Origin of the sequence: Shinella sp. WSD5-1 (assembly GCF_963942435.1) — a bacterium.
GTDB classification, from domain to species: Bacteria; Pseudomonadota; Alphaproteobacteria; order Rhizobiales; family Rhizobiaceae; genus Shinella; species Shinella yambaruensis.
In genome coordinates this window covers 3558453-3579669 of the sequence record NZ_OZ012596.1, presented here as the reverse complement: position 1 = coordinate 3579669, position 21217 = coordinate 3558453, and the positions used below count along the sequence as shown (strand labels likewise).

The window sequence follows — 21217 nt, the reverse complement described above, 5'->3', positions numbered from 1 at the left end:
TTCGGCTGAAAGTCAGCTCCGTCGATCGAAATGGGTGCGCAGCGACACATGCGTCTGCACGCTCGCGATGCCCGGCGTCGTGGCGATCTGGCGGCGCACGGTGTCGAGCTCGCCGTTCGAGGCGCATTCGACGAGCAGCATCAGGTCCGTCGGCCCGGCGAGCGACCAGCAGGTCACGACGTTCGGAATGCCGGTGAGATGCGGCACGATGTGATCGCAGTTGCGGCCCTGCTGGAAGCTGACGGCGATCAGCGCCTCGACGCCCGGCCGTTCCCGGTCGATGCCGAGCTTGACCGTATAACCCGCGATCACGCCTCTCGCCTCCAGCCGCCGGATGCGCTCGTGCACGGCGCTCCGCGACAGCCCCGCATGGCGCGCAAGCTCCACCAGGCTCTGCCGGGCATCGGCGCGGAGCGCGGCGAGCAGCAGCCTGTCCTTGTCGTCCAGTTCGTTCATCCGGAAAATCTCCCCGTTGCCGGATGAACGTCCGGCGCGCTGCCTTCTTGCTGCGCGAAACCGGACGGAAAAGCAACTATTCGTCGGCCATCGCTTCAAGGAGAGACCGATGCCGACCCTGCCGGAAAACGCCGTCCTGATCCCGATCGACATGCAGCAGGCCTTCGACGCCGCGCCCTGGCCGCGGCGCTGGAACGAAAGGCTGGACGAGAACGGCCTTGCGCTCCTTGCCGCCTGGCGGGCCGCGCGGCGGCCGATCATCCATGTGCGGCACGACAGCGTCGAGCCCGGCTCCACCCTGCGGCCGGAGGTGCCGGGCAACGCGTTCCGCCCGGGCTTTGCGCCGCGGGAAGGCGAGCCGCTGGTGACGAAGAGCGTCAACGCCGCCTTCATCGGCACGGATCTCGACCTGCGCCTGCGCCGTCTTGGGGCCGATACGGTCGTGCTGTTCGGCGTGTCCACGGATATGTGCGTGTCGACCAGCGTGCGCGTCGGGGCGAACCTCGGCTACAGGGTGGTCCTCATCGAGGACGCCTGCGACTGCTTCGACCTGCCGGACGGGGAGGGCGGGACGATCGCCGCCCGCGACGTGCACCGCGCCCATGTCGCGACGCTGCGCCACGAATTCGCGACGGTGCTGCGAACGGCAGAGATCGTGGCTGGCCTCTGGAGCAATTCCAGCAAAAGTGCGTAGCGGTTTTGCGTCCGGAATTGCGTAAACAAACAGATAGAGCGTTTTCGCGATTCGAAGAAAAGCGGAAATGCTTTAGCGGGTCGCGGCCCTCACCTCGCGCACGCCGAAATCCCATTCGGGGGCGGTGACGGGGTTGAGGTCTATGCCGGGGAAGACGGCGAAGGTGGAGAAGGGCTGGCTTTCACCCGGCAGCACGCGCAGCACGATCAGCGCGCTGTCGCGGCCGACCTCGCGGCAGGTGCCGCTGGGGCAATCGGACAGCACGACATCGAGGCGGAAGGACTGCATCGGCTGGCTGCCCTTGTTGGCGATGCGGCCGGTCACGCGAAAGCTCGTCTTCGTCTGGCCGGCGCCGGCCTGCATCTCGGATAGTTCCACCCCGTCCGCGGAGAGCGCCTGGACGGTGGCGTTCGGTGTGGCGGCGGTGCCGGAGGGCGTGCGATCCTCGACGAACCAGATGAGAAGCGCGCTTGCAAGGCCGATGGCCACCACGATGGTGAGGACGGGTTCGACCCAGCTTTGGAAGCGCCGGAAGCGCAGTGCGAGATAGAGTATGGCCGCTGCCGCGACTGCGAATGCCCAGATCATTCAGGTCCTCCTGGGCATGGTATAGCCTGCGGAAGAAGGGACCGGAAGGCCGGTCCCCTCACTTTGCCTTGAGACTGATCCAATAGGCGCCGTCGAAGGGCACGGCGGCGAAGCGCGTGTTGATTTCCTTCAGCGTCGCGTCCGGGTCGATGTCGGCGAAAATGTCGGGGCGCAGCCATTGGGCGAAGGCTTCGGCGGCGAGGATGTTCAGCGGCACGGCGTTGAAGAAATTCCACAGGCCGTGCACGCGCTCCTCCTTCACCGCCTTGAGGTTCTTGAGGAACGGGCCGGAAACGGCGCGCGCCAATGTCTCGCGTGCCTCCTCCGGCGCAACGCCGGGGCCGACCGAGAAGGTGCTGTAGGTGCCGCCCGGCGAGGCGGTTGCGATATAGACGTCGGGATCGGCCGCGACGATGAATTCCGAGCTGACGATGCCGCCCTGCGCCGGCAGGCTTTCGGCGATGTTGCGGCTGCCGGTGATGGCGATGAAGGCGCCGAGCCCGCCGGTGCCGTAGGCGTAGCAGCACTTTTCCGGGTTCGGGAAGGCATCCATCAGCACGGTCGGGCCGGGCTCCTTGTGCGCGGCCACCCGGTCGCGGATGCGCTTGACCCGTTCCTCGTAGAAATCGGCGAAGGCGTTCGCCTGCTCCTCCCGGTTCAGCACCTTGCCGAGGAGGCGCATGTTGTCCGCGGTGTTGTTCAGCGCGTCGCTGTTGAAATCGACCACGACGACGGGGACGCCGCTTCTCTCCAGATAGTCGATCGCCTGCTTGCCGAGGTCCGTGTCGGCCTGCCAGTTGGCGAGGATGGCCAGATCCGCCTGCAGCGAGAGCGCGGCCTCGAACGAGACGGTGATGCCGTCGCCGATGATCGGCACGTCCTCGATCTTCGGGAACCTGTCCTTGAAGCGGGCATAGATCTCCGGATTGTCGCCCTTCATGTCGCTCGCCCAGCCGGCCAGGATGCCGACCGGGTCGGGATGAACCAGCGAGAGCGCGACCAGGTTGAAGCCGCTGCCGAGCAGCACCGCCTTCGGTTCGGCGGGAATGGTGATCTCGCGGCCCAAGGCGTCCTTGACGGTCAGCGGATAGGCCACCTCGGCGCGGGCGGCGAGCGCGCCCAGGAGCAGGAAGGCGGCGGCGATGAAGGCGGAAAGGCGCAGGGTCATTGTTTTCTCAGCTCCGGCAGGGCGCACAGCTCGCCGCAGCCCGGAATGCCGGGCAGCATGTAGCGCAGGCAGCAGACCTTGCGGCGACAGTGGACGGCGCCCGCTTCCAGCTCGTGGCGCAGGCATCCATGGAAGGGATTGCGGCTGCCATCGGCCAGCCGCGGGCAATCGAAGAGGGGGCGGGACGGCCAGTGGTCGTCGCCCGCGGGCGGCGAACGGTCCGTCGCGTTGAAGGCATAGTCGATATAGACGGCGGCGTTGTTCCAGGCGAGTTTCGGCGCGATACCGGTCTTCTCCCTGAACAGGGCGACGACGCGGGAGAGGTGGCAGTCCACCAGCGGCGTGACGAAGTCGACGAGGTCGTCGCCCTCGCTCCAGTCGCCCTCGTGCGGCAGGCCGAAGGCGCGCGGCAGGCCGTCCTCGCCGATGGCGATGGTCATCTCCTCGACGGCGACGGGCAGCGTCATCTCGGCCCGGCGGGCCACGACATAGGGGATGGTCAGCGCGGAGAAATAGTAGAGCGACCAGAAGGAGGCGGCGGCGCGGCGATCGACGTCGCCATGGCCTGCCGCATAGCGGTCGAGCGTCTCGGCAAAACCGTTCCCGGCGAGGAAGTCGGCGAGCGGCACGGCGCCGTCGAGATCCGAAGACAGCATCATCTTCTCGCCGCACCAGGCGTGCTCACCGGTAAAGACCGCCTTCAGGCCGTCCGGCCTGAAAGCGGTCTCGCCATCGTGGGTGGACGGCGCCGTCAAGCGCTTACCAGGAATATTTCAGGCTGCCGATGACCGTGCGGCCCTGGTCTCGGTAGCAGAAGCCGGCCGAGCAGACGGCATCCTGGCGGTCGAAGAGGTTCGTCGCGTTGACCTGCAGCTTCAGGCCGGCGAAGTCCTTGTCGATGGCGGCGAAGTCGTAGTCGATCGACGCATCGACGAAGGCGCGCGCCTTGTTCTTCATGCTGTTGGCGTCGTCGCCGTAGCTTTCGCCGGTGAAGCGGACGCCCGCGCCGAAGCCGAGGCCGGCCAGCGCGCCGTCTTCCGGCATGGTGTAGTGCGCCCAGAGCGAGGCCATGTGGCGCGGCACGGAGGAGACGTCGTTGTTGACGGTGCCGGCCGGGCCGTCGATGATCTTCGCCTGGGTATAGGTATAGGAGGCGATCAGCGACAGGCCGTTGTCGAGGCTGGTGGAGGCTTCAAGCTCGACGCCGCGCGAGCGCAGCTTGCCGCGCTGGACCTGAATGTTGGCCGGGCCGGTCGGCAGGTCGACGACCTCGTAGTAGAGGCCGTTGGTCTGGTCGATGTTGAAGAGCGCGGCGGTCAGCAGCGTGTTGCTGTCGGGCAGCAGGTACTTCACGCCCACTTCCTGCTGTTCGCTCTCGGTCGGCTTGAACGGGTTGCCGGTGGCAAGGTTCACGCCGGCATTCGGCGAGAATGCCGTCGAGTAGCTGGCATAGGGGGTGATGCCCCATTCGGTTTCGTAGGTCACGCCGGCGCGCCAGGTGAAGGCGCGGTCGCTCTGGTTGATCGTGTCGAGCGCGCCGGAGGCGAGGTCCGTGTTGTCGGTGTCGGTCGAGACCCAGTCGTAGCGGCCGCCGAGCGTGAAGGTCAGCGCGTCGTAGCGGATCTGGTCCTGCAGGTAGATGCCGGTGATGAACTGGTCCTGCACGCTCTTGGTCTGGAAGCCGATCGGGTCCGTCGGGCGGCCGCGCGTCGGGTCGGTGGTGTCGAGCGGCGGCGTCACGCCGTAGCCGTTCAGCGACTTCCAGTAGATCTTGGTGAAGTCGATGCCGGTCAGGAGCGTGTGTTCCAGCGCGCCGGTCTCGAACTTCGCTTCGAGCTGGTTGTCGATCGTATAGGTGTTCATCCACTCTTCGAACGAGCCGGCGCTGCTGTCGAGCAGCGTCGGGTCGGCGGCGTTCGGCTGGTAGGCGAAGGCCCAGTCGGCGTCGATGTTGAGCCAGGAGGCGCGGGCGTTCTGGCGGAAGGTAAAGACCTCGTTCAGGCGATGCTCGAACTCGTAGCCGATGCGGCCCTGGTTCTGCACGGAATCGTTGAAGGCCGGGTTGCCGGCGAAGAAGTCGCTGACCTTGCCGGTGATCGGATCGTAGTAATAGGCCGCCGTGCCGCCCGTCTTGGTGCGGGAATATTCGCCGAGGATGGTCAGCTTGGTGTCCTCGTCCGGCTTCCAGGTGAAGGCCGGCGCGATGTAGGCGCGGTCGTCGGGAACGCCGACCTGCTCGGTATCGGCGCTGCGCAGCAGGCCGGTCAGGCGATAGTAGACCGGATCTTCCTCGTTGATCGGGCCGGAAAGGTCGAACTGGCCCTGGTAGCGGTCGTGGCTGCCATATTGCAGCTGGATCTCGCGCAGCGCCTCTTCCGTCGGGCGCTTGCTGATGAGGTTGTAGAGGCCGCCGGCGCCGGAGGCACCGTAGAGCGCGGAAGACGGGCCGCGCAGGATCGAGACGCCTTCCAGGCCATAGGGTTCCGTCTTGAACAGCGAGGAGCCGGCGCCCGGCTGGCGCAGGTTGTCGCGGAAGACGCCCGTATAGGTCACGTCGAAGCCGCGCACGGTAAACGAGTCGAAGCGCGGGTCGAAGCCGTAGCCGCCGATACGGGTGCCGGGCGTATAGGCGAGCGTGTCGAGCAGGGTCTGCGGGTTGCGGTCTTCCAGCTGCTGCTGCGTGACCGAGGAGATCGACTGCGGCGTCTGGATGAAGGGCGTGTCGACCTTGGCGCCCGTCGCGCTGCTCTTGCCGACATAGCCGTCCGCCGTGATGACGCCGCCGCTGCCGCCGTCGACGACGATGTCCTCGAGCACGGTCGCGCCGCCCGCCGTCGTCGTCCCCTGGTCCTGCGCAAGGGCGACCGAGGCGAGCGTGAGGAGGGACGTGCCGGCGAGCGCCAGGCGGAACATCGTGCGGGAGGACGTGTGCATGCAGGTGACTTTCTGAGGAAGCGGATCGATAACGTGACCGTTTTTATCAGGATTTCATCTGCTGCAACGAATTATATGACTAGAAACATCAGGATTTAGCCTGTGTTGCCGGGAAGCAACACAGGCTGTGGACGGTCTGCACTCAGAAGGCGAGACTACCGGCCATCAGTGCAAGCACAAGGAAAATCAGGAAGATGACGAGGGCGATGGCGAAGAGCACCTTGGCGATCGTCGCTGTTGCGGCGGAGACGCCGGAGAAGCCGAGAAAGCCGGCGATCAGCGAGATGACGAGAAAGATGAGTGCCCATTTCAGCATGGCGATGCCTCCGATTGTGTCGGAGTAAAGACGCGTTAGGGCTGAAAATGTTCCCGGAAGGAGCCGGCACCCGTCCGTACCCAAAAGGCGGGCACTCCTCTGCCTGCCAGGCATCTCCCCCAGAGGGCCGGGCAATCGCCTATGGGGCAGGACGATGCCGCATCCCCTTCTCCCCTGCGGGGAGAAGGTGGCCCGAAGGGTCGGATGAGGGGGTGGCTCTGACGGATCGTTTACGCCTCCGATCCTCCCCCTCATCCGCCTGCCGGCACCTTCTCCCCGCGGGGGAGAAGGGAGTCGCGGCGACGATTGCAGTCCATCTGCGATTGCCCGCCCTCGTGGGGAGCTGCCCGGCACGGTAGAGGGGGCAGCCCCATGGTCAGCCGTGGCTGACCATCACATGGCGCACGGCGGTATAATCCTCCAGCGCGTAGATCGACATGTCCTTGCCGTAGCCCGACTGCTTGACGCCGCCATGCGGCATTTCCGTCGTCAGCATGAAGTGCGTGTTGATCCAGGTGCAGCCATATTGCAGGCGGGCGGCGGCCTTCATCGCCTTGCCGATGTCCTTCGTCCAGACGGAGGAGGCGAGGCCGTAGTCGCTGTCGTTGGCCCAGGCGATGGCCTGGTCCGCCTCGGAGAAGCGGGTGACGGAGACGACGGGGCCGAACACTTCGCGGCGCACGATCTCGTCGTCCTGCGTGGCGCCGGCCACCACCGTCGGCTGGAAGAAGTAGCCGTCGTCGCTGCCGGCGCGGCCGCCCGTGGTGATCTCGATGTGCTTCACCTCGGCGGCGCGCTCGACGAAGCTTGCCACCCGGTCGCGCTGGCGCTTGGAGATCAGCGGGCCGATCTCGTTCAGCGTGTCGTCGGGGTCGTTGTACTTGATGGTGGAGACGGCGGCCGAGAGGTCGGCGACCAGCTTCTCGTAGATGCCGTCCTCGGCGTAGATGCGGCAGGCGGCCGTGCAGTCCTGGCCGGCATTGTAGTAGCCGAAGGCGCGGATGCCCGAGACGACGGCGTCCAGATCCGCATCGTCGAAGACGACGACCGGGGCCTTGCCGCCGAGTTCCAGATGGGTGCGCTTGACGGTCTTCGCCGCCGCCGCCAGCACCTTCTTGCCGGTCGCCACATCGCCGGTGATCGAGACCATGTTGATCTTCGGATGGTTGATCAGCGCATTGCCGACCGTCTCGCCGCGCCCGAGCACGATGTTGACCACGCCTTCCGGCAGGATGTCGGCCAAAAGCTTCGCCATCTTCAGCGCCGTCAGCGGCGTCTGCTCGGAAGGCTTGAAGACGACGGTGTTGCCCCCGGCAATCGCCGGCGCCAGCTTCCAGGCCATCATCATCAGCGGATAGTTCCACGGCGCGATCGAGCCGACGATGCCGATGGGATCGCGGCGCACCATCGAGGTGAAGCCGGGCAGGTATTCGGCGGCGACCGGGGCGCTCAGCGAGCGGATGGCGCCGGCGAAGAAGCGCCAGCAGTCGACGATGGCCGGCAGCTCGTCATTGCGGGCGGCGTTGATCGGCTTGCCGCAATTGAGCGCTTCGAGAGCCGCGAAGGCATCGGCGTCCTTCTCGATCGCGTCGGCGATCTTCAGGAGATAGCCGGAGCGTTCCGCGGGCGTGGTGGTCGCCCAGGAGACGAAGGCCTTTTCGGCGGCGTCGACCGCCGCGTCGATCTGCGCATGGGAGGCCTCCGGCAGGTCGACGATCTTCGCGCCGGTCTTCGGGTTCAGGATGTGCTCCTCGACCTCGGTTCCGGCTTCGAAGCGCGAGCCGATCAGCATCTGGGTGTCCATGGCGTGTTCTCCGTTGTTGAGGAGCGAATGGCGAATAGCGAGTAGCGAACAGGGGTGGCAACTTCACCGTCAGGGAACCCTATTCGCTATTCGCTACTCCCTGTTCGCTCATGTTCATTTTCCGGCGCCTGCGACCTGGTCGCCATCGCGGGTGAGGTAGTAGGCGCCGAGGATCGGCAGGAAGGTGACGAGCACCACGACCATGGCGACGACATTGGTCACCGGGCGCTGGCGCGGGCGCACCAGTTCCTCCAGCATCCAGATCGGCAGGGTCGATTGCTGGCCGGCGGTGAAGGTGGTCACGATCACCTCGTCGAAGGACAGCGCGAAGGCGAGCATGCCGCCGGCAAGCAGGGCCGTGCCGATGTTCGGCAGGATGACATAGCGGAAGGTCTGGAAGCTGTCGGCGCCGAGGTCCATCGAGGCCTCGATCAGCGAGCCCGAGACGCGGCGGAAGCGGGCGACGGCATTGTTGTAGACGACCACGACGCAGAAGGTGGCGTGGCCGAGCACGATCGTCCAGAAGGAGAAGGGGATCTCCGCGAACGAGAAGGCCGAGCGCAGCGCGATGCCGGTGATGATGCCGGGAAGGGCGATCGGCAGGATGACGAGCAGCGAGATCGTCTCCCGGCCGAAGAATTTCGTACGGGAAACGGCGGCGGCGCACAGTGTGCCGAGCACGAGGGCGACGGCGGTGGAGATGGACGCGACGCGCACGGAAAGCCCCATCGCCTCCCAGACGTCCGGCCGGTTCCAGGTGACCGCGAACCATTTGAGCGTATAGCCCGGCGGCGGGAACTGGTAGCTCTTCTCCTCCGTCGTGAAGGCGTAGAGGAAGATGAGCAGGATCGGCAGGTGCAGGAAGGCGAGGCCGAGGCCTGCGGCGATCTTGAGGCCGAGGGGAGCGGTGGTGTTTCTGTCAGAGCGCATCGAAGGCCCCCTGTCGCTTGGCCATCCACAAATAGAGGCCCATGATGACGATCGGCACGACGGAGAAGGCGGCGGCGAGCGGGATGTTGCCGGCCGTGCCCTGCTGGGCATAGACCGCCTGGCCGATGAAGAGCCGCGACGAGCCGATGATCTGCGGGATGATGTAGTCGCCCAGCGTCAGCGAGAAGGTGAAGATCGAGCCGGCGATGATGCCGGGCAGGGCGAGCGGGAAGAGCACGTGGCGGAAGGTCTGCGCCGGGTGGCCGCCGAGATCGGCGGAGGCCTCGATCAGGTTGCCGGGCACGCGCTCCAGCGCCGCCTGGATCGGCAGGATCATGAAGGGCATCCAGACATAGATGAAGACGATGAAGGTGCCGGTATAGCTGATCGACAGCGACGAGCCGCCGACCACGGGCAGCGAAAGCCACGCATCGAGCAGCCAGGAAAGGCGGAGCTTGGCGAAGGCCCAGGTGACGATGCCTTCCTTGGCGAGGATCAGCTTCCAGGCATAGACCTTGACGAGATAGCTCGACCACAGCGGCAGCATGACGCCGAGATAGAAGACGACCTTCCATTTTCCCTTGGCATAGCGCGCCGCGTAATAGGCGATCGGGAAGGCGATGGCGGCGGAGGCGAGCGTCACCAGCGCGGCCATCAGCATGGTGCGCAGGATGATGTCGAAATTCGACGGGATGAGCAGCTGCCGGTAGGTGGCGAGCGTGAACTCGTAGTTGATCAGCCCGGAAAAGTCGTCGATCGAGAAGAAGCTCTGCAGGAGAAGCGCAAAGAGCGAGCCGAGATAGATGATGCCGAGCCAGAGCAGCGGCGGCGTCAGCATCAGGAGCAGCAGGATCTTCGGGTTGCGCCAGAAGAAATCGGAAAGCCGCCCGGAGGTGCCTTCGCGGCGCGCGAGGATGGAGGTGTCGGCGACGATGCTCATCGGGCACCGTCCATCGGGTGCAGGTCCTGCGGCAGGAAGGAGAGGGTGACCGTTTCGCCGAGCGCCGGCGGGGCGATGGAGGCCGGTGTCATGGCCGCGACGCGCGCGCCCGCGGCCTCGACCGTCACGCGGTTCGCCGCGCCGAGGAAACTGGTCGCGACGACGCGGCCGGCGAAATTCTTGCGGCCCGGGCCATCCCCGAGCGTGATCGCCTCCGGCCTCAGGCTGGCATAGCTGTCGCCGAAGCCGAGGGTACGGACGAAATCCGGCGGCAGCACGTTGGACGAGCCGACGAAATCGGCGACGAAGCGCGTTTTCGGCCGCTTGTAGACCTCTTCCGGCGTGCCGAGCTGCTGGATCCTGCCATCGCTGAACACGGCGATGCGGTCGGCCATCGACAGCGCCTCGCCCTGGTCGTGGGTGACGAAGACGAAGGTGATGCCGAGCGATTTCTGCAGGGATTTCAGTTCCTCCTGCATCTGCTCGCGCAGCTTGAGGTCGAGCGCGCCGAGGGGTTCATCAAGGAGGAGCACGCGGGGCCGGTTGACCAGCGCCCGGGCGAGCGCCACGCGCTGGCGCTGGCCGCCGGAGAGCTGGCCGGGCCGGCGCGCGCCGTAGCCGGGCAGCTTCACCATGGCAAGCGCCTCCTCGGCCGCCTTCAGCCGCTCGGCCTTGCCGACGCCCTTGACCATCAGCCCGTAGGCGACGTTCTCGAGGATCGAGAGATGCGGGAAGAGGGCGTAGTCCTGGAACACCGTGTTGACGTTGCGCCGGTAGGGCGGCACGCCCTCCGCCGTCTCGCCGAAGATCTCGATATGGCCCGACGTCGGCTGCTCGAAGCCGGCCATCAGGCGCAGGCACGTCGTCTTGCCGGAGCCGGACGGTCCCAGCATCGCGAAGAATTCGCCCTCGGCGATGGCGAGATCCACGCTGTCGACGGCACGCACGGCGCCGAAATGGCGGGAGACTTGCTGGAACAGGACGGCGGTCATGGGGGACTCCGGTTTGTCTTGGGCGATGGGCGCTGTACTGCGCCGATCGCAGAAAGTGGCGTGGGAGGAAGACGGCGCGTCTATCCGATCTCCCCCCTTGACGGGGAGATGCCCGGCAGGGCAGAGGGGGGTAGTCCCGCCCGCTTCGTAACATTTGCCGCTTCGCGGCCACCCCCCTCTGTCGCCTTCGGCGACAGAGGGATCTCCCCCTCAAGGGGGGAGATCGGGGAGTATGCCGCGCCGTTTTACCTCAACGCCCGCCGATCACGCCGATATAGTCGGAGACCCAGCGGTGATACGGCACGCACTCTCCCTGGCTTTCGCACTTGGTCACCGGCGTGCGCCAGAAGCGGATCTTCTCGAAATTGTCGAAACCGTTGGTCGAGCACCCCTCGTCGGTCAGGAGCGCATTGCCCTTGCAGGCCGCCGGGACCGAGGGAACCGCGCCGAACCAGGCGGCGGCATCGCCCTGCACCTTGGCGGAAAGCGAATGTTCCATCCACATATAGGCGCAGTTCGGATGCTGGCTTTCGGCATGCAGCATGGTCGTGTCCGACCAGCCCGTCACGCCCTCTTCCGGGAAGGTCGAGGCGATCGGCTGCTTTTCCGCCTGCATCAGGTTCACCTGGAAAGGCCAGGAGCCGGAGGCGACGACGCCCTCGTTCTTGAAGTCGTCGATCTGGATCATCGCGTCGTGCCAGTAGCGGCCGACCAGCGTGCGCTGGACGCGAAGCAGGTCGAGCGCGGCCTTGTACTGGTCCTCGTTGAGTTCGTAGGGGTCCTTGATGCCGAGGTCCGGCTTGTGCGCCATCAGGTAGGTCGCGGCGTCGGCGATGTGGATCGGGCCGTCATAGGCCTGCACGCGGCCCTTGTTCGACTTGCCGTCCGGCAGCGTCATCTCCTCGAAGACGACCTTCCAGCTCGTCGGCGCCGCGTCCTTGAAGGCCTCGGTGTTGTACATCAGGACGTTGGGGCCCCACAGATAAGGCGTGCCGTAGTGCACGCCGTTCACCGTGTGCCAGGGCGCGTTCTGCAGGCGCTCGTCGACGGTCTTCCAGCTCGGGATGAGGTCGATGTTGATCGGCTGCACGCGCTTGCCCGCGACGAGGCGGAGCGAAGCGTCGCCCGAGGCGGTGACGAGGTCGAAGCCGCCCTCGTTCATCAGCGCCACCATTTCATCGGAGGTGGCGGCGGTCTTCACCGTCACCTTGCAGCTCGTCTTTTTCTCGAATTCGGTGACCCAGTCATAGTTCTTGTCCGTCTCGCCGCGCTCGATATAGCCGGCCCAGGCGACGATGGAGACTTCGCCCTCGCCGGGCCCGAGCTCCTTCAGCGGCTCCTGGGCGATGGCGGCGGTGGCGAAGGCGAGCGAAAGGGTAAGCGCGGTGCAGGAATGCAGAAGTCGCTTCATGACAGTCTCCCGGTTTGGTCCGCTTGTCTGCGGTATTGTTCCCGGATGAGAAGGTGCCGCGCTTTCGCCGCTTTCGCAAATTCATTAATCAGAATGTCGGTATCGGAAATTCCGAAAGCGGCGAGGGCGTGCCGCGTCTTGTGGATCCTCGGGTCAAGCCCGAGGATGACGAAAGAAGAGAGGATTAGGGCTGAAGCAAGGGAGCCGGATGCCGCACCGGCAAAGGGGCTGGCAACCTCTCCTCCTCTCCGTCATCCTCGGGCTTGACCCGAGGATCCACGCCCCACCGCACGTCCTCGCCGCCAAAAAACACGCCCCGCATTTTCCCCACCCCTCAACCCCGTGCCTACAATCCTCCCATCCCGCCGCGGATACACCGCAAGGCGTTGCGGCGAGGCGGGGTCGGCGCGGGGCGTGAGGGGGCGACGCACACCTTGACGCACCGGGCGCGCGGAAAATGGTCTCCCTCCGGCGAAACGGGGGAAATGGCGGGGCGTCGGACCGGACCGCCGTTTTGCCCCGATCACGTCGCCGGGCGTGCCTGTGTGGCACACAACATGGCGGCTGCACCATGCGGCGTCCGGGGGCTTCCCCGCTCGCATGGCGCAGTGGAAGACGGTGCCGACCGGCAGTCGTGGCTGCGGCACCGTGATCCTGAGGGCGTGCATGACCCCTTCTCCGGAAGGGCGCGCCACCGTTCCCACGCACCCCGCCATCGCAGAGAGGCCGAAGTCGCGGGCAAAAACCGCCGAACGGGGCGCTGGACGGTGCCGCATACAAACATTCAGTCGAGGCAGCCTCCAGCGCCACGTCCGAATGCTCCCGCAAAACCCCGGCGCGCTGGCGTGCGGGGATGAAGCCGCAGGAAGAGGTTCGATGCCGCCGCTACCGTCCCCGACCGCTCCGCAGCGCCTCCGCCAGCCCGACGAAATCTCTTGCCGCTTGCGGCAGGCTGGAGCCCTTGCGCCAGACCATGCCGACCTGGACGACGGGAAGCGCGCCCGAGACGTCGCGGCTTTCGATGCGGTCGCCTTCCAGCGACCAGGGGCGATAGACGAGGTCGGGCAGGAGCGCGATGCCGGCGCCTGTCGCGACGAGGCTGCGCACCGCCTCCACCGAGCGGGTGCGGAAGGCGACATGCGGGCGGGCGCCGAGCGCGGTCAGCAGCTTGCCGGTGTTCTCCTCGATTTCGTCGACCGTGAGCATGATCAGCGGCTCCTTGGCGATGTCGCTGACGGAGATGATGTCGGCCGAGACGAGCGGATGGCCGATCGGCAGCCAGAGGCGGTAGGGCGAGGTTTCGAGGATCTCCGCCTGCAGCGCCATGCGGTCGCGCAGGTTCGAGATGACCATGACGGCGACGTCCAGCTCGCCGCCGACCAGGAGATGTTCCAGATAGGAGCCGTTGTCCTCGATGGCGCTCACCTCGATGCCGGGAAAGGCGCGGCGATAGCGCGAGAGCAGGTCCGACAGCACGTAGCCGGCGACGAGGGAGGTGACGCCGAGATTGAGCTGGCCCTTTTCCGCCGTGCGGTTGTCGGAGAAGGAGCGGCGGGCATCCGAGACGTTCGCGAGGATCTTCGTGGCGTGGCGCAGGAACTGGTGGCCGTTGTGCGTCGTCGTGAGGCCGCGCGGATGGCGCTCGAACAGCTCGACGCCGAGGTCGGATTCGAGCTCCTTGATCGCCTCGGTGATCGAGGATTGCGAGATCGAGAGGTTTTGCGCCGCGCGCGTCACGGAACCCTGCTCCGCGACGGCGACGAAATATTGCAGTTGCCGGAAGGTGAACGCCATGGCGGCAGTTAATATGCCCGGCGCGGGCGAGGCAAGCGCCGAAAATTCCTTGGGAAAGCCGCGGACGGGACAGGCGCGCGGGGTGCGCGCTGCTATGATCCCCGCCATTTCCAGCCGGGGCAGCGTCGCTCCGGCACCGGACAATGCGACAGGACACGCCCCGGCGCCCATTCCGTCACGCCGGAACGGCGCCGGCAACGAGGAGCCGCCATGACCGAACGCCCCATGCCGACCGAGGAGGGCATCCTGGCCTTCCACAAGCGCTGCGAGGATTTTTATCCCGCCGATGCCGTCGACGCGGATATCGGGCGGCAGCGCGGCTGGTACGATGCGCTCTGCGCCGCCTTCGACGCGCCGCCGCCGGCGGGCATGATCAAGCAGGACGGTGTCATCGCGGGGCGCATCCCGGTGCGCCGTTATCGCCCGGCGGCGGTGACGAGCGCGACGCGGCTTTTCTACATCCACGGCGGCGGCTTCGTCGTCGGCTCGCTCGACAGCCATGATGCGATCTGTGCCGAGCTTTCCGAGGCCGCGGGCGCCGAACTCGTGTCCGTCGATTACCGCCTGTCGCCGGAGCATGTCTGGCCCGCCGCTTTCGACGATTGCTGGGCCGTGCTGATCGAGCTTCTCCTGGAAAGCCACCCGGTCGTGGTGGTCGGCGACAGCGCGGGCGGCAACCTTGCCGCCGGCATCGTGCTGAAGGCGCGCGACGAGGGGCTGACGGGCATTGCCGGGCAGGCGCTGGTCTATCCGGGCCTCGGCGGCGACCTTGCCTCCGGCTCCTATCTGGAGATGGCCGAGGCGCCGGGTCTTTCGACCGCCGACGTCGCCTATTACCGCGAGGTCTACAAGGCGCCGGAGGAGGCCGTGCATGCCTTCCCGTTGCGGGCGGAAAACCTTGCCGGCCTGCCGCCCGCCTTCATCACCGGCGCCCATTTCGATCCGCTGCGCGACGATGCGCGGGCCTATGCGGCGCGGCTGGCGCTTGCCGGTGTTGCGGTGGAGTTTCGCGAGGAGAAGCAGATGATCCACGCCTGGCTGCGCGCGCGATTCATGAGCGCGGGCGCGAAGGCCGGTTTTGCGGCGCTGTGCGATGCCGTGCGCCGGATGGCGCATCCATGAGCGGGATCACCGATCTCGACGCATTGCTGGCGACGATGGAGCCGGCGCTGGCGGACGGGGCCTTCGTCTATGCCTGCGTGCCGGCCGGGGATCTGGAAGGCCATCTTTCTCGCGGGCCGGTCGGTCTCTTCCGGGAGGCGGAGGGCGTGACGCTGATCCTGCCGGCCGAGGCGGCGGAAGGGCTGGCGGCAAGCCCGCCGATGCGGATGATCACGCTCACCGTGCACTCCTCGCTGGAGGCGGTGGGGCTGACGGCGGCCTTCGCGACGGCGCTGACGGGGCAGGGGATCAGCGCCAACGTGGTTGCCGGCTACCATCACGACCATATATTCGTGCCGGAGCGGGATGGCGAACGGGCATTGGAAACGTTGCGTGCGCTGTCGCGTGCGGTGCGTGAAAAGGGAGACAGATGATGAAATCTTTGCGGTTTGCGGTTGCCTTTCTGGGCTTCGCTCTCGGGGCGGCGGGGCCGTCCGTTTCCGTGGCCGAGGATGCGCCCCAGCCCATTCCATCCTGCGCCATGTCCGGTTCGAAGAGCGTCTTCATCGGCGGTGCGCCGGCGCTGCGCCTCTCCGACGTGGTGAACTGCCCGCCGGAACTCTACGAGATCGTGCCGAGCATCATGATCGAGGGCCAGCCCATGGTGAAATTCCGCACGGGCGTCGGCGAGAAGGGCAATTGCACCGCGCGTGGCGAGGAGACGGTGATGGCCGAAGGCGAATCGGCCAGCCGGCTGGGGGATGTGGCCTGCACGCAGAATTGAGTGGAGCTATGCAGTTCATGGAGCTGTCTTGTTTTGCTAAACCTCGCTCCATTCTCCATCGTCATCCTCGGGTCAAGCCCGAGGATGACGATGGAGAATGGAGCGAGCTCTCAAAAGTCAGACGGGCGGCCTTGGCCGCCCGCTTCCGTCAGTTGCCGGCGCTTTCCATGCGGCGTGTCGTCAGCACCTTCTCCAGCCAGCCGATCTCCATTTCGGGGACCGATTTCAAAAGCAGGTCGGTGTAGTCGTCGAAGGGCGGCGAGAGCACCTTCGATTTCGGGCCGAAGCGCACGAGGCGGCCGCGGTGCATCACGGCCACCGAATCGGCAATCGCGCGGACGATGGCGATGTCGTGGGTGATGAACATGTAGGAGACGTGGGTCTCGTCCTGGAGTTTCAGGAGAAGCTTCAGGATGCCTTCGGCCACCAGCGGGTCGAGCGCGGAGGTCGGCTCGTCGCAGAGGATGAGCTCCGGCTGGGCCGCCAGCGCCCGTGCGATGGCGACGCGCTGCTTCTGGCCGCCGGAGAGCTCCGCCGGATAACGGTCGGCGAAGCGGCCGCCCATCTCGATCTGCTCCAGCAGTTCCTTCACCCGCTCGGTCTTCCTCGCCCCGCGAAGGCCGTAGTAGAAGGTGAGCGGCCGGCCGATGATGTCGCGCACCGTCTGGCGCGGGTTCATCGCGGTGTCGGCCATCTGGTAGATCATCTGGATGCGGCGGAGCTGGTCGTTCGTCCGGCCCTTCAGCGCCCGCGGCAGAGGCGTGCCGTCGAAGCTGATCGTGCCCTCCTGCGGCGGCAGCAGGCCGGTGATGACGCGGGCGAGGGTGGACTTGCCGGAACCGGATTCGCCGACGACCGCCAGCGTCTGGCCCTTCGGCAGGTGCAGCGAGACGTTCTGCAGCACCTTGAAGCCGTTGGAATAGCCGGCGGTGATGTTGTCGACCTTGAGGAGCGTGTCCGACTGGTCGGGCGCCTCCTCGCGCTTGGTGCCGCGCACGTTGACCAGCGCCCGGGTATAGTCCTGCGTCGGCGTCTCGATGATCTGCTTCACCGAGCCGTATTCCACCATCTTGCCGTGCCGGAGCACGAGGATGTCGTCCGTGATCTGCGCGACGACGGCAAGGTCGTGGGTGATGTAGAGCGCGGCGGTGTGGGTCTCCTCGATGGCGTGCTTGATAGCGGCGAGCACGTCGATCTGCGTCGTCACGTCGAGCGCGGTGGTCGGCTCGTCGAAGACGATGAGTTCAGGGTTCGGGCAGAGCGCCATGGCGGTCATGGCGCGCTGGAGCTGGCCGCCCGAGACCTGGTGCGGATAGCGCTGGCCGAAGGTTTCCGGGTTCGGCAGGCCGAGCACCTTGAAGAGGTAGAGCGCGCGCTTTTCCGCCTCCGCACGGCTCATGACGCCGTGCTTCAGCGAGGCCTCGATCACCTGCTCGCCGAGCCGGTGGGCGGGGTTGAAAGCCGCTGCCGCGGATTGCGCGACGTAGCAGACCTTGCAGCCGCGCACCTTGCGGATGCCGGCCGGGCCGAGCTTCAACAGGTCTTCGCCGTTGAGCTTGACCTCGCCGCCGGTGATGCGGACCCCGCCGCGACCATAGGCGAGCGCGGTGAGGCCGATGGTCGATTTGCCGGCGCCCGATTCGCCGATGAGGCCGAGCACCTTGCCCTTTTGCACGTCGAAGTTCACGCCTTCGACGAGCGTCACGGTCTTCGGCGGTTCGCCCGGCGGATAGCTGGTCGCCTCGATCTTGAGGTTGCGGACGGAAAGAAGATCAGGCATCGCCGCGCCCTCCCTTGAGGCTGGAGGTTCGTTTCATCAGCCAGTCGACGACGAGGTTGACGCAGATGGCGAGCCCGGCGATCGCGCCGCCCGGAATGAGGGCTGCGGAAATGCCGAAGATGATGCCGTCCTTGTTGTCCTTCACCATGCCGCCCCAATCCGCCGCCGGCGGCTGGATGCCGAGGCCGAGGAACGAGAGGGTGGAGAGGAAGAGGATCGAGAAGGCGAAGCGCAGGCCGAATTCGGCGAGCAGCGGCGAGAGCGTGTTCGGCAGGATCTCCCGGAAGATGATCCAGCCCGTGCCTTCGCCGCGCAGCCTTGCCGCCTCCACGAATTCCATGACCGCCACATCGAGCGCGACGGCACGGCCGATGCGGTAGACGCGGGTACTGTCGAGGACCGCCATCACGAGGATGAGGATCCAGAGCTGCTGCGGCAGGACGGCGAGCACGACGAGGGCGAAGATCAGCGTCGGGATCGCCATCATCAGGTCGTTGAAGCGCGAGAAGGCCTGGTCGACGAACCCGCCCGTCACCGCCGCCGTGAAGGAGAGCAGCATGCCGAGCGAGAAGGAGAGCACGGTCGCCGCCAGCGCCACGAAGATCGTGGTGCGCGCGCCGAAGATCAGCCGCGAGAAGAGGTCGCGGCCGAGATTGTCGGTGCCGAGCAGATGGTCGCCGCCCATCGGCTGCCAGACGGCGCCGACGATCTGGCTTTCGCCATAGGGGGCGATGAGCGGGGCGAAGAGGGCGCAGAAGACGGCGAGCAGGATGCCCAGGATGCCGACCCATGCGCTGATGGGGATGGTGGAAAGTCTCATCTCGGATGCCTCAATCTCGGGTTCGCGACGATCGCGAGGATGTCGGCGAACATGTTGAGGAAGATGTAGAAGGCGGCGAAGATCAGGCCGCAGGCCTGCACGACGGGCATGTCGCGCACCGTCACGGCGTCGACCATGTACTGGCCCATGCCGGGATAGACGAAGACCACCTCGACGACGACGACGCCGACCACGAGATAGGCGAGGTTGAGCGCGATGACGTTGATGACCGGCGCGACGGCGTTCGGCGCCGCGTGCTTGGCGATGATGCGCAGGCTCGAAAGCCCCTTCAGCTCCGCCGTCTCGACATAGGCCGAGGACATGACGTTGAGGATCGCCGCCCGCGTCATGCGCATCATGTGGGCGAGCACGACGAGGACGAGGGTGGCGGTCGGCAGGGCGATGGCCGACAGGCGCTGGCCGATCGTCATCGAATCGTAGACCGTCGCCGGGAAGGTCGCGACGCCCATCTGCACGGCGAAGAACAGGATCAGCAGGTAGCCGACGAAGAATTCCGGCAGCGAGATCGCCGCCAGCGAGATGACGTTGATGATCTTGTCGGGCATGCGGTTGCGGTATTGCACCGCGAGCATGCCGAGGCCGACCGCGAGCGGCACCGAGATGATCGCCGCGAAGAAGGCGAGGAACAGCGAATTGCCGAGGCGCTTGCCGATCTGCTCGCTGACCGAGTTCTTGGACGCCCAGGAATTGCCGAAATCGCCCTGGATCGCGCCGCCGAGCCACTTGAAGTAGCGTGTGGTGGCCGGCTGGTCGAGGCCGAGGTCCTTGCGGATGTTCTCGATGGCCTGGGGCGTTGCGGACTGGCCGAGATAGGTTGTCGCGAAATCGCCCGGCAAGGCTTCCACGCCCCCGAAGATCATCAGGGACACGGCGAAGAGCAAGGCCACGCTGAGCGCGAGGCGTTGCAGGATGAGCGCAACCAGGGGGCTGCTCTTGCTGAGTTTCGCCCAGAACGAAGGCGTGCCTTCGTCGACGGGGGCTCCAGTGGACGCAACCGACCCGGCAACGCCGGCAGACTGCGGGGCTTCGCCCGCAGCCGCCGTTGCTGTCAGCTCCGGACCGTGCGCCGGTCCGTTGCCGGTCATCAGGCGTCGAGCCACACGCGGGTTGCGACATATCCGTTCGACATGTCGTTGCCGATGTCGTGGACGTAGCCCTTCACGTTCTTGCCGCAGGCGTTCACGAAGTCGTTGAACATCGGCAGGATCAGGCCGCCCTCGTCACGCACCATCATGGCCATGGTGCGGTACATGTCCTTGCGCTTGGCCTCGTCGAGTTCCGAGCGGGCCTCGAGCAGCAGCTTGTCGAAGTCCTCGCGCAGGAAGCGGGTGTCGTTCCAGTCCGCCGTCGAGAGATAGGCGGTGGAATACATCTGGTCCTGCGTCGGGCGGCCGCCCCAGTAGGAGGTGGAGAAGGGCTGGACGTTCCAGACGTTCGACCAGTAGCCGTCGCCGGGCTCGCGCTTCACCTCGATCTCGATGCCGGCCTTCTTGGCGCTTTCCTGGTAGAGGACCGCGGCATCGACGGCGCCCGGGAAGGCGACGTCCGACGTGCGCAGGAGGACCGAGCCGCTGTGACCGGACTTCTTGTAGTGGAAGGACGCCTTGTCCGGGTCGTAGGCGCGCTGCTCGATGCCTTCGGGGAAGAGGGCATAGGTCTCGTTGATCGGGAAGTCGTTGCCGACCTTGCCGTAGCCGCCGAGCACCTTCTCCAGCATGGTCTCGCGGTCCATCGCATATTTCAGCGCCAGGCGCAGATCGACATTGTCGAACGGCGCCGTGTTGCAATGCATGATGAAGACGTAGTGCCCGCGGCCGGAGGTGGAGAGGATTTCCACGGTCGGCGCGCGCTTCAGGAGATCGACCGTCTTCGGATCGACGCGGTTGATATAGTGCACCTGGCCGGAGGAGAGCGCGGCGATGCGGGCCGTCGCGTCGTTCATCGCGATCATCTCGATCGTGTCGACGAAGCCGCGGTCCTGGCGCCAGTCGTCCGTGTTGCGCTCGAAGGTGGCGCGCACGCCCGCCTCGAAGCTCGTCACCTTGTAGGGGCCGGTGCCGATCATGGCGTTCGGATCGTCGAGGCCGCCGTTCGGCTGGATGACGAGATGGTAGTCGGTGAGCAGCAGCGGCAGGTCGGCGTTGCCTTCTGTCAGCACCAGCACCAGCTTGTCGCCGTCGGCCTTGATTTCCTTGATCGACTTCATGACGCCGAGCGCGCCCGATTCCGACTTCTCGTCGGTGTGGCGCTGCAGCGTCTTGATGACGTCATCGACGGTCAATTCCTTGCCGTCATGGAATTTCACGCCCTTGCGGATGTTGAACGTCCAGGTCGAGGCGTCGGCGGAAGGTTCCCAGGATTCGGCGAGCGCCGGCACGGGCTGGCCGGTCAGCGGCTCGGATTCGACGAGCATGTCGCCCCAGTTCCGGCCGACGACGAACATGAACTGGGAGAGCGCCTTGGCCGGATCCTTGGAGTCCGTCGCGGCGGCGCCTTCCAGGCCCAGTTTCAGATTGCCGCCGCGCTTGGGTTCCTGCGCCCTGGCCGCGGTGTCGAAGAGGGTGCCGGCGGCGGCGAGCGTGATGCCGAACGCGGCGGCGCGGCCCATGAACTCGCGGCGGTTCATCCTGCCGAGCGTGACCTGGCTGGTGAGATATTTGGTGTAATCAGTCATTCCCCTGTTC

At 66.2% G+C, this 21217-nt stretch carries 20 protein-coding genes; 4 read left to right on the top strand and 16 right to left on the bottom strand.

What is annotated here, in order from left to right; translation table 11 throughout:
- Positions 1 to 12 precede the first annotated feature (12 nt).
- The gene (locus tag AABQ55_RS17520) at positions 13 to 456 is read right to left on the bottom strand and encodes an Lrp/AsnC family transcriptional regulator (RefSeq protein ID WP_272805916.1); all 444 of its coding nucleotides are present in this window, start codon (positions 454 to 456) and stop codon (positions 13 to 15) included.
- A gap of 109 nt (positions 457 to 565) precedes the next feature.
- Between AABQ55_RS17520 and AABQ55_RS17515 the strand changes: the two genes are divergently transcribed.
- Positions 566 to 1150: an isochorismatase family protein gene (locus AABQ55_RS17515; RefSeq protein WP_272805915.1), complete on the top strand. Its 585-nt coding sequence runs from the start codon at positions 566 to 568 to the stop codon at positions 1148 to 1150.
- A gap of 72 nt (positions 1151 to 1222) precedes the next feature.
- On the opposite strand, the gene AABQ55_RS17510 is transcribed toward AABQ55_RS17515, so the two are convergent.
- The 11 genes from AABQ55_RS17510 to AABQ55_RS17460 form a co-directional block, all read right to left on the bottom strand.
- The gene (locus AABQ55_RS17510; RefSeq protein ID WP_272805914.1) at positions 1223 to 1738 is read right to left on the bottom strand and encodes a hypothetical protein; all 516 of its coding nucleotides are present in this window, start codon (positions 1736 to 1738) and stop codon (positions 1223 to 1225) included.
- A 58-nt stretch (positions 1739 to 1796) separates the two neighbouring features.
- Positions 1797 to 2906, bottom strand: a complete 1110-nt coding sequence (locus AABQ55_RS17505; RefSeq protein WP_272805913.1) for an ABC transporter substrate-binding protein — start codon at positions 2904 to 2906, stop codon at positions 1797 to 1799.
- Positions 2903 to 3565: a siderophore-iron reductase FhuF gene (fhuF, locus tag AABQ55_RS17500; RefSeq protein WP_272807488.1), complete on the bottom strand. Its 663-nt coding sequence runs from the start codon at positions 3563 to 3565 to the stop codon at positions 2903 to 2905. Before fhuF ends, AABQ55_RS17505 begins: the two co-directional genes overlap by 4 nt.
- 100 nt (positions 3566 to 3665) lie before the next feature.
- On the bottom strand, positions 3666 to 5840 hold the full coding sequence (locus AABQ55_RS17495; protein WP_244766862.1) for a TonB-dependent siderophore receptor: 2175 nt from the start codon (positions 5838 to 5840) through the stop codon (positions 3666 to 3668).
- 142 nt (positions 5841 to 5982) lie between these two features.
- Complete coding sequence (locus AABQ55_RS17490; protein ID WP_244766861.1) at positions 5983 to 6156, bottom strand: DUF1328 domain-containing protein; 174 nt, start codon at positions 6154 to 6156, stop codon at positions 5983 to 5985.
- A gap of 376 nt (positions 6157 to 6532) precedes the next feature.
- Positions 6533 to 7960, bottom strand: coding sequence for a gamma-aminobutyraldehyde dehydrogenase (locus tag AABQ55_RS17485; RefSeq protein ID WP_272805912.1), 1428 nt, complete (start codon positions 7958 to 7960; stop codon positions 6533 to 6535).
- Positions 7961 to 8074: 114 nt separating this feature from the next.
- The gene (locus AABQ55_RS17480; protein WP_272805911.1) at positions 8075 to 8890 is read right to left on the bottom strand and encodes an ABC transporter permease; all 816 of its coding nucleotides are present in this window, start codon (positions 8888 to 8890) and stop codon (positions 8075 to 8077) included.
- Positions 8880 to 9830: an ABC transporter permease gene (locus AABQ55_RS17475; RefSeq protein ID WP_272805910.1), complete on the bottom strand. Its 951-nt coding sequence runs from the start codon at positions 9828 to 9830 to the stop codon at positions 8880 to 8882. Before AABQ55_RS17475 ends, AABQ55_RS17480 begins: the two co-directional genes overlap by 11 nt.
- A complete protein-coding gene (locus AABQ55_RS17470; protein WP_272805909.1) occupies positions 9827 to 10822 on the bottom strand; it encodes an ABC transporter ATP-binding protein in 996 nt (331 codons plus the stop codon). Before AABQ55_RS17470 ends, AABQ55_RS17475 begins: the two co-directional genes overlap by 4 nt.
- A gap of 250 nt (positions 10823 to 11072) precedes the next feature.
- Complete coding sequence (locus tag AABQ55_RS17465; RefSeq protein WP_272805908.1) at positions 11073 to 12233, bottom strand: ABC transporter substrate-binding protein; 1161 nt, start codon at positions 12231 to 12233, stop codon at positions 11073 to 11075.
- A gap of 885 nt (positions 12234 to 13118) precedes the next feature.
- Positions 13119 to 14027, bottom strand: a complete 909-nt coding sequence (locus tag AABQ55_RS17460) for a LysR family transcriptional regulator (RefSeq protein ID WP_133032813.1) — start codon at positions 14025 to 14027, stop codon at positions 13119 to 13121.
- A 210-nt stretch (positions 14028 to 14237) separates the two neighbouring features.
- Here AABQ55_RS17460 and AABQ55_RS17455 point away from each other — a divergent pair, with 210 nt between their 5' ends.
- Genes AABQ55_RS17455 through AABQ55_RS17445 form a run of 3 tightly spaced genes read left to right on the top strand, consistent with a single transcriptional unit; the run spans position 14238 to position 15912 of the window.
- Complete coding sequence (locus AABQ55_RS17455; protein ID WP_272805907.1) at positions 14238 to 15149, top strand: alpha/beta hydrolase; 912 nt, start codon at positions 14238 to 14240, stop codon at positions 15147 to 15149.
- Positions 15146 to 15562 (top strand): ACT domain-containing protein, encoded by a 417-nt coding sequence (locus AABQ55_RS17450; RefSeq protein ID WP_272805906.1) that lies wholly within the window; start codon positions 15146 to 15148, stop codon positions 15560 to 15562. Before AABQ55_RS17455 ends, AABQ55_RS17450 begins: the two co-directional genes overlap by 4 nt.
- A complete protein-coding gene (locus tag AABQ55_RS17445; protein ID WP_272805905.1) occupies positions 15562 to 15912 on the top strand; it encodes a PAAR domain-containing protein in 351 nt (116 codons plus the stop codon). The genes AABQ55_RS17450 and AABQ55_RS17445 overlap by 1 nt, the downstream gene beginning before the upstream one ends.
- Positions 15913 to 16060: 148 nt before the next feature.
- Here the strand turns inward: AABQ55_RS17445 and AABQ55_RS17440 are convergent, their stop codons facing one another.
- Genes AABQ55_RS17440 through AABQ55_RS17425 form a run of 4 tightly spaced genes read right to left on the bottom strand, consistent with a single transcriptional unit; the run spans position 16061 to position 21207 of the window.
- The gene (locus AABQ55_RS17440; protein ID WP_272805904.1) at positions 16061 to 17692 is read right to left on the bottom strand and encodes an ABC transporter ATP-binding protein; all 1632 of its coding nucleotides are present in this window, start codon (positions 17690 to 17692) and stop codon (positions 16061 to 16063) included.
- The gene (locus tag AABQ55_RS17435; protein WP_244766852.1) at positions 17685 to 18512 is read right to left on the bottom strand and encodes an ABC transporter permease; all 828 of its coding nucleotides are present in this window, start codon (positions 18510 to 18512) and stop codon (positions 17685 to 17687) included. Before AABQ55_RS17435 ends, AABQ55_RS17440 begins: the two co-directional genes overlap by 8 nt.
- A complete protein-coding gene (locus AABQ55_RS17430; RefSeq protein WP_432343735.1) occupies positions 18509 to 19618 on the bottom strand; it encodes an ABC transporter permease in 1110 nt (369 codons plus the stop codon). Before AABQ55_RS17430 ends, AABQ55_RS17435 begins: the two co-directional genes overlap by 4 nt.
- A complete protein-coding gene (locus AABQ55_RS17425; protein ID WP_272805902.1) occupies positions 19618 to 21207 on the bottom strand; it encodes an ABC transporter substrate-binding protein in 1590 nt (529 codons plus the stop codon). Before AABQ55_RS17425 ends, AABQ55_RS17430 begins: the two co-directional genes overlap by 1 nt.
- Positions 21208 to 21217 lie beyond the last annotated feature (10 nt).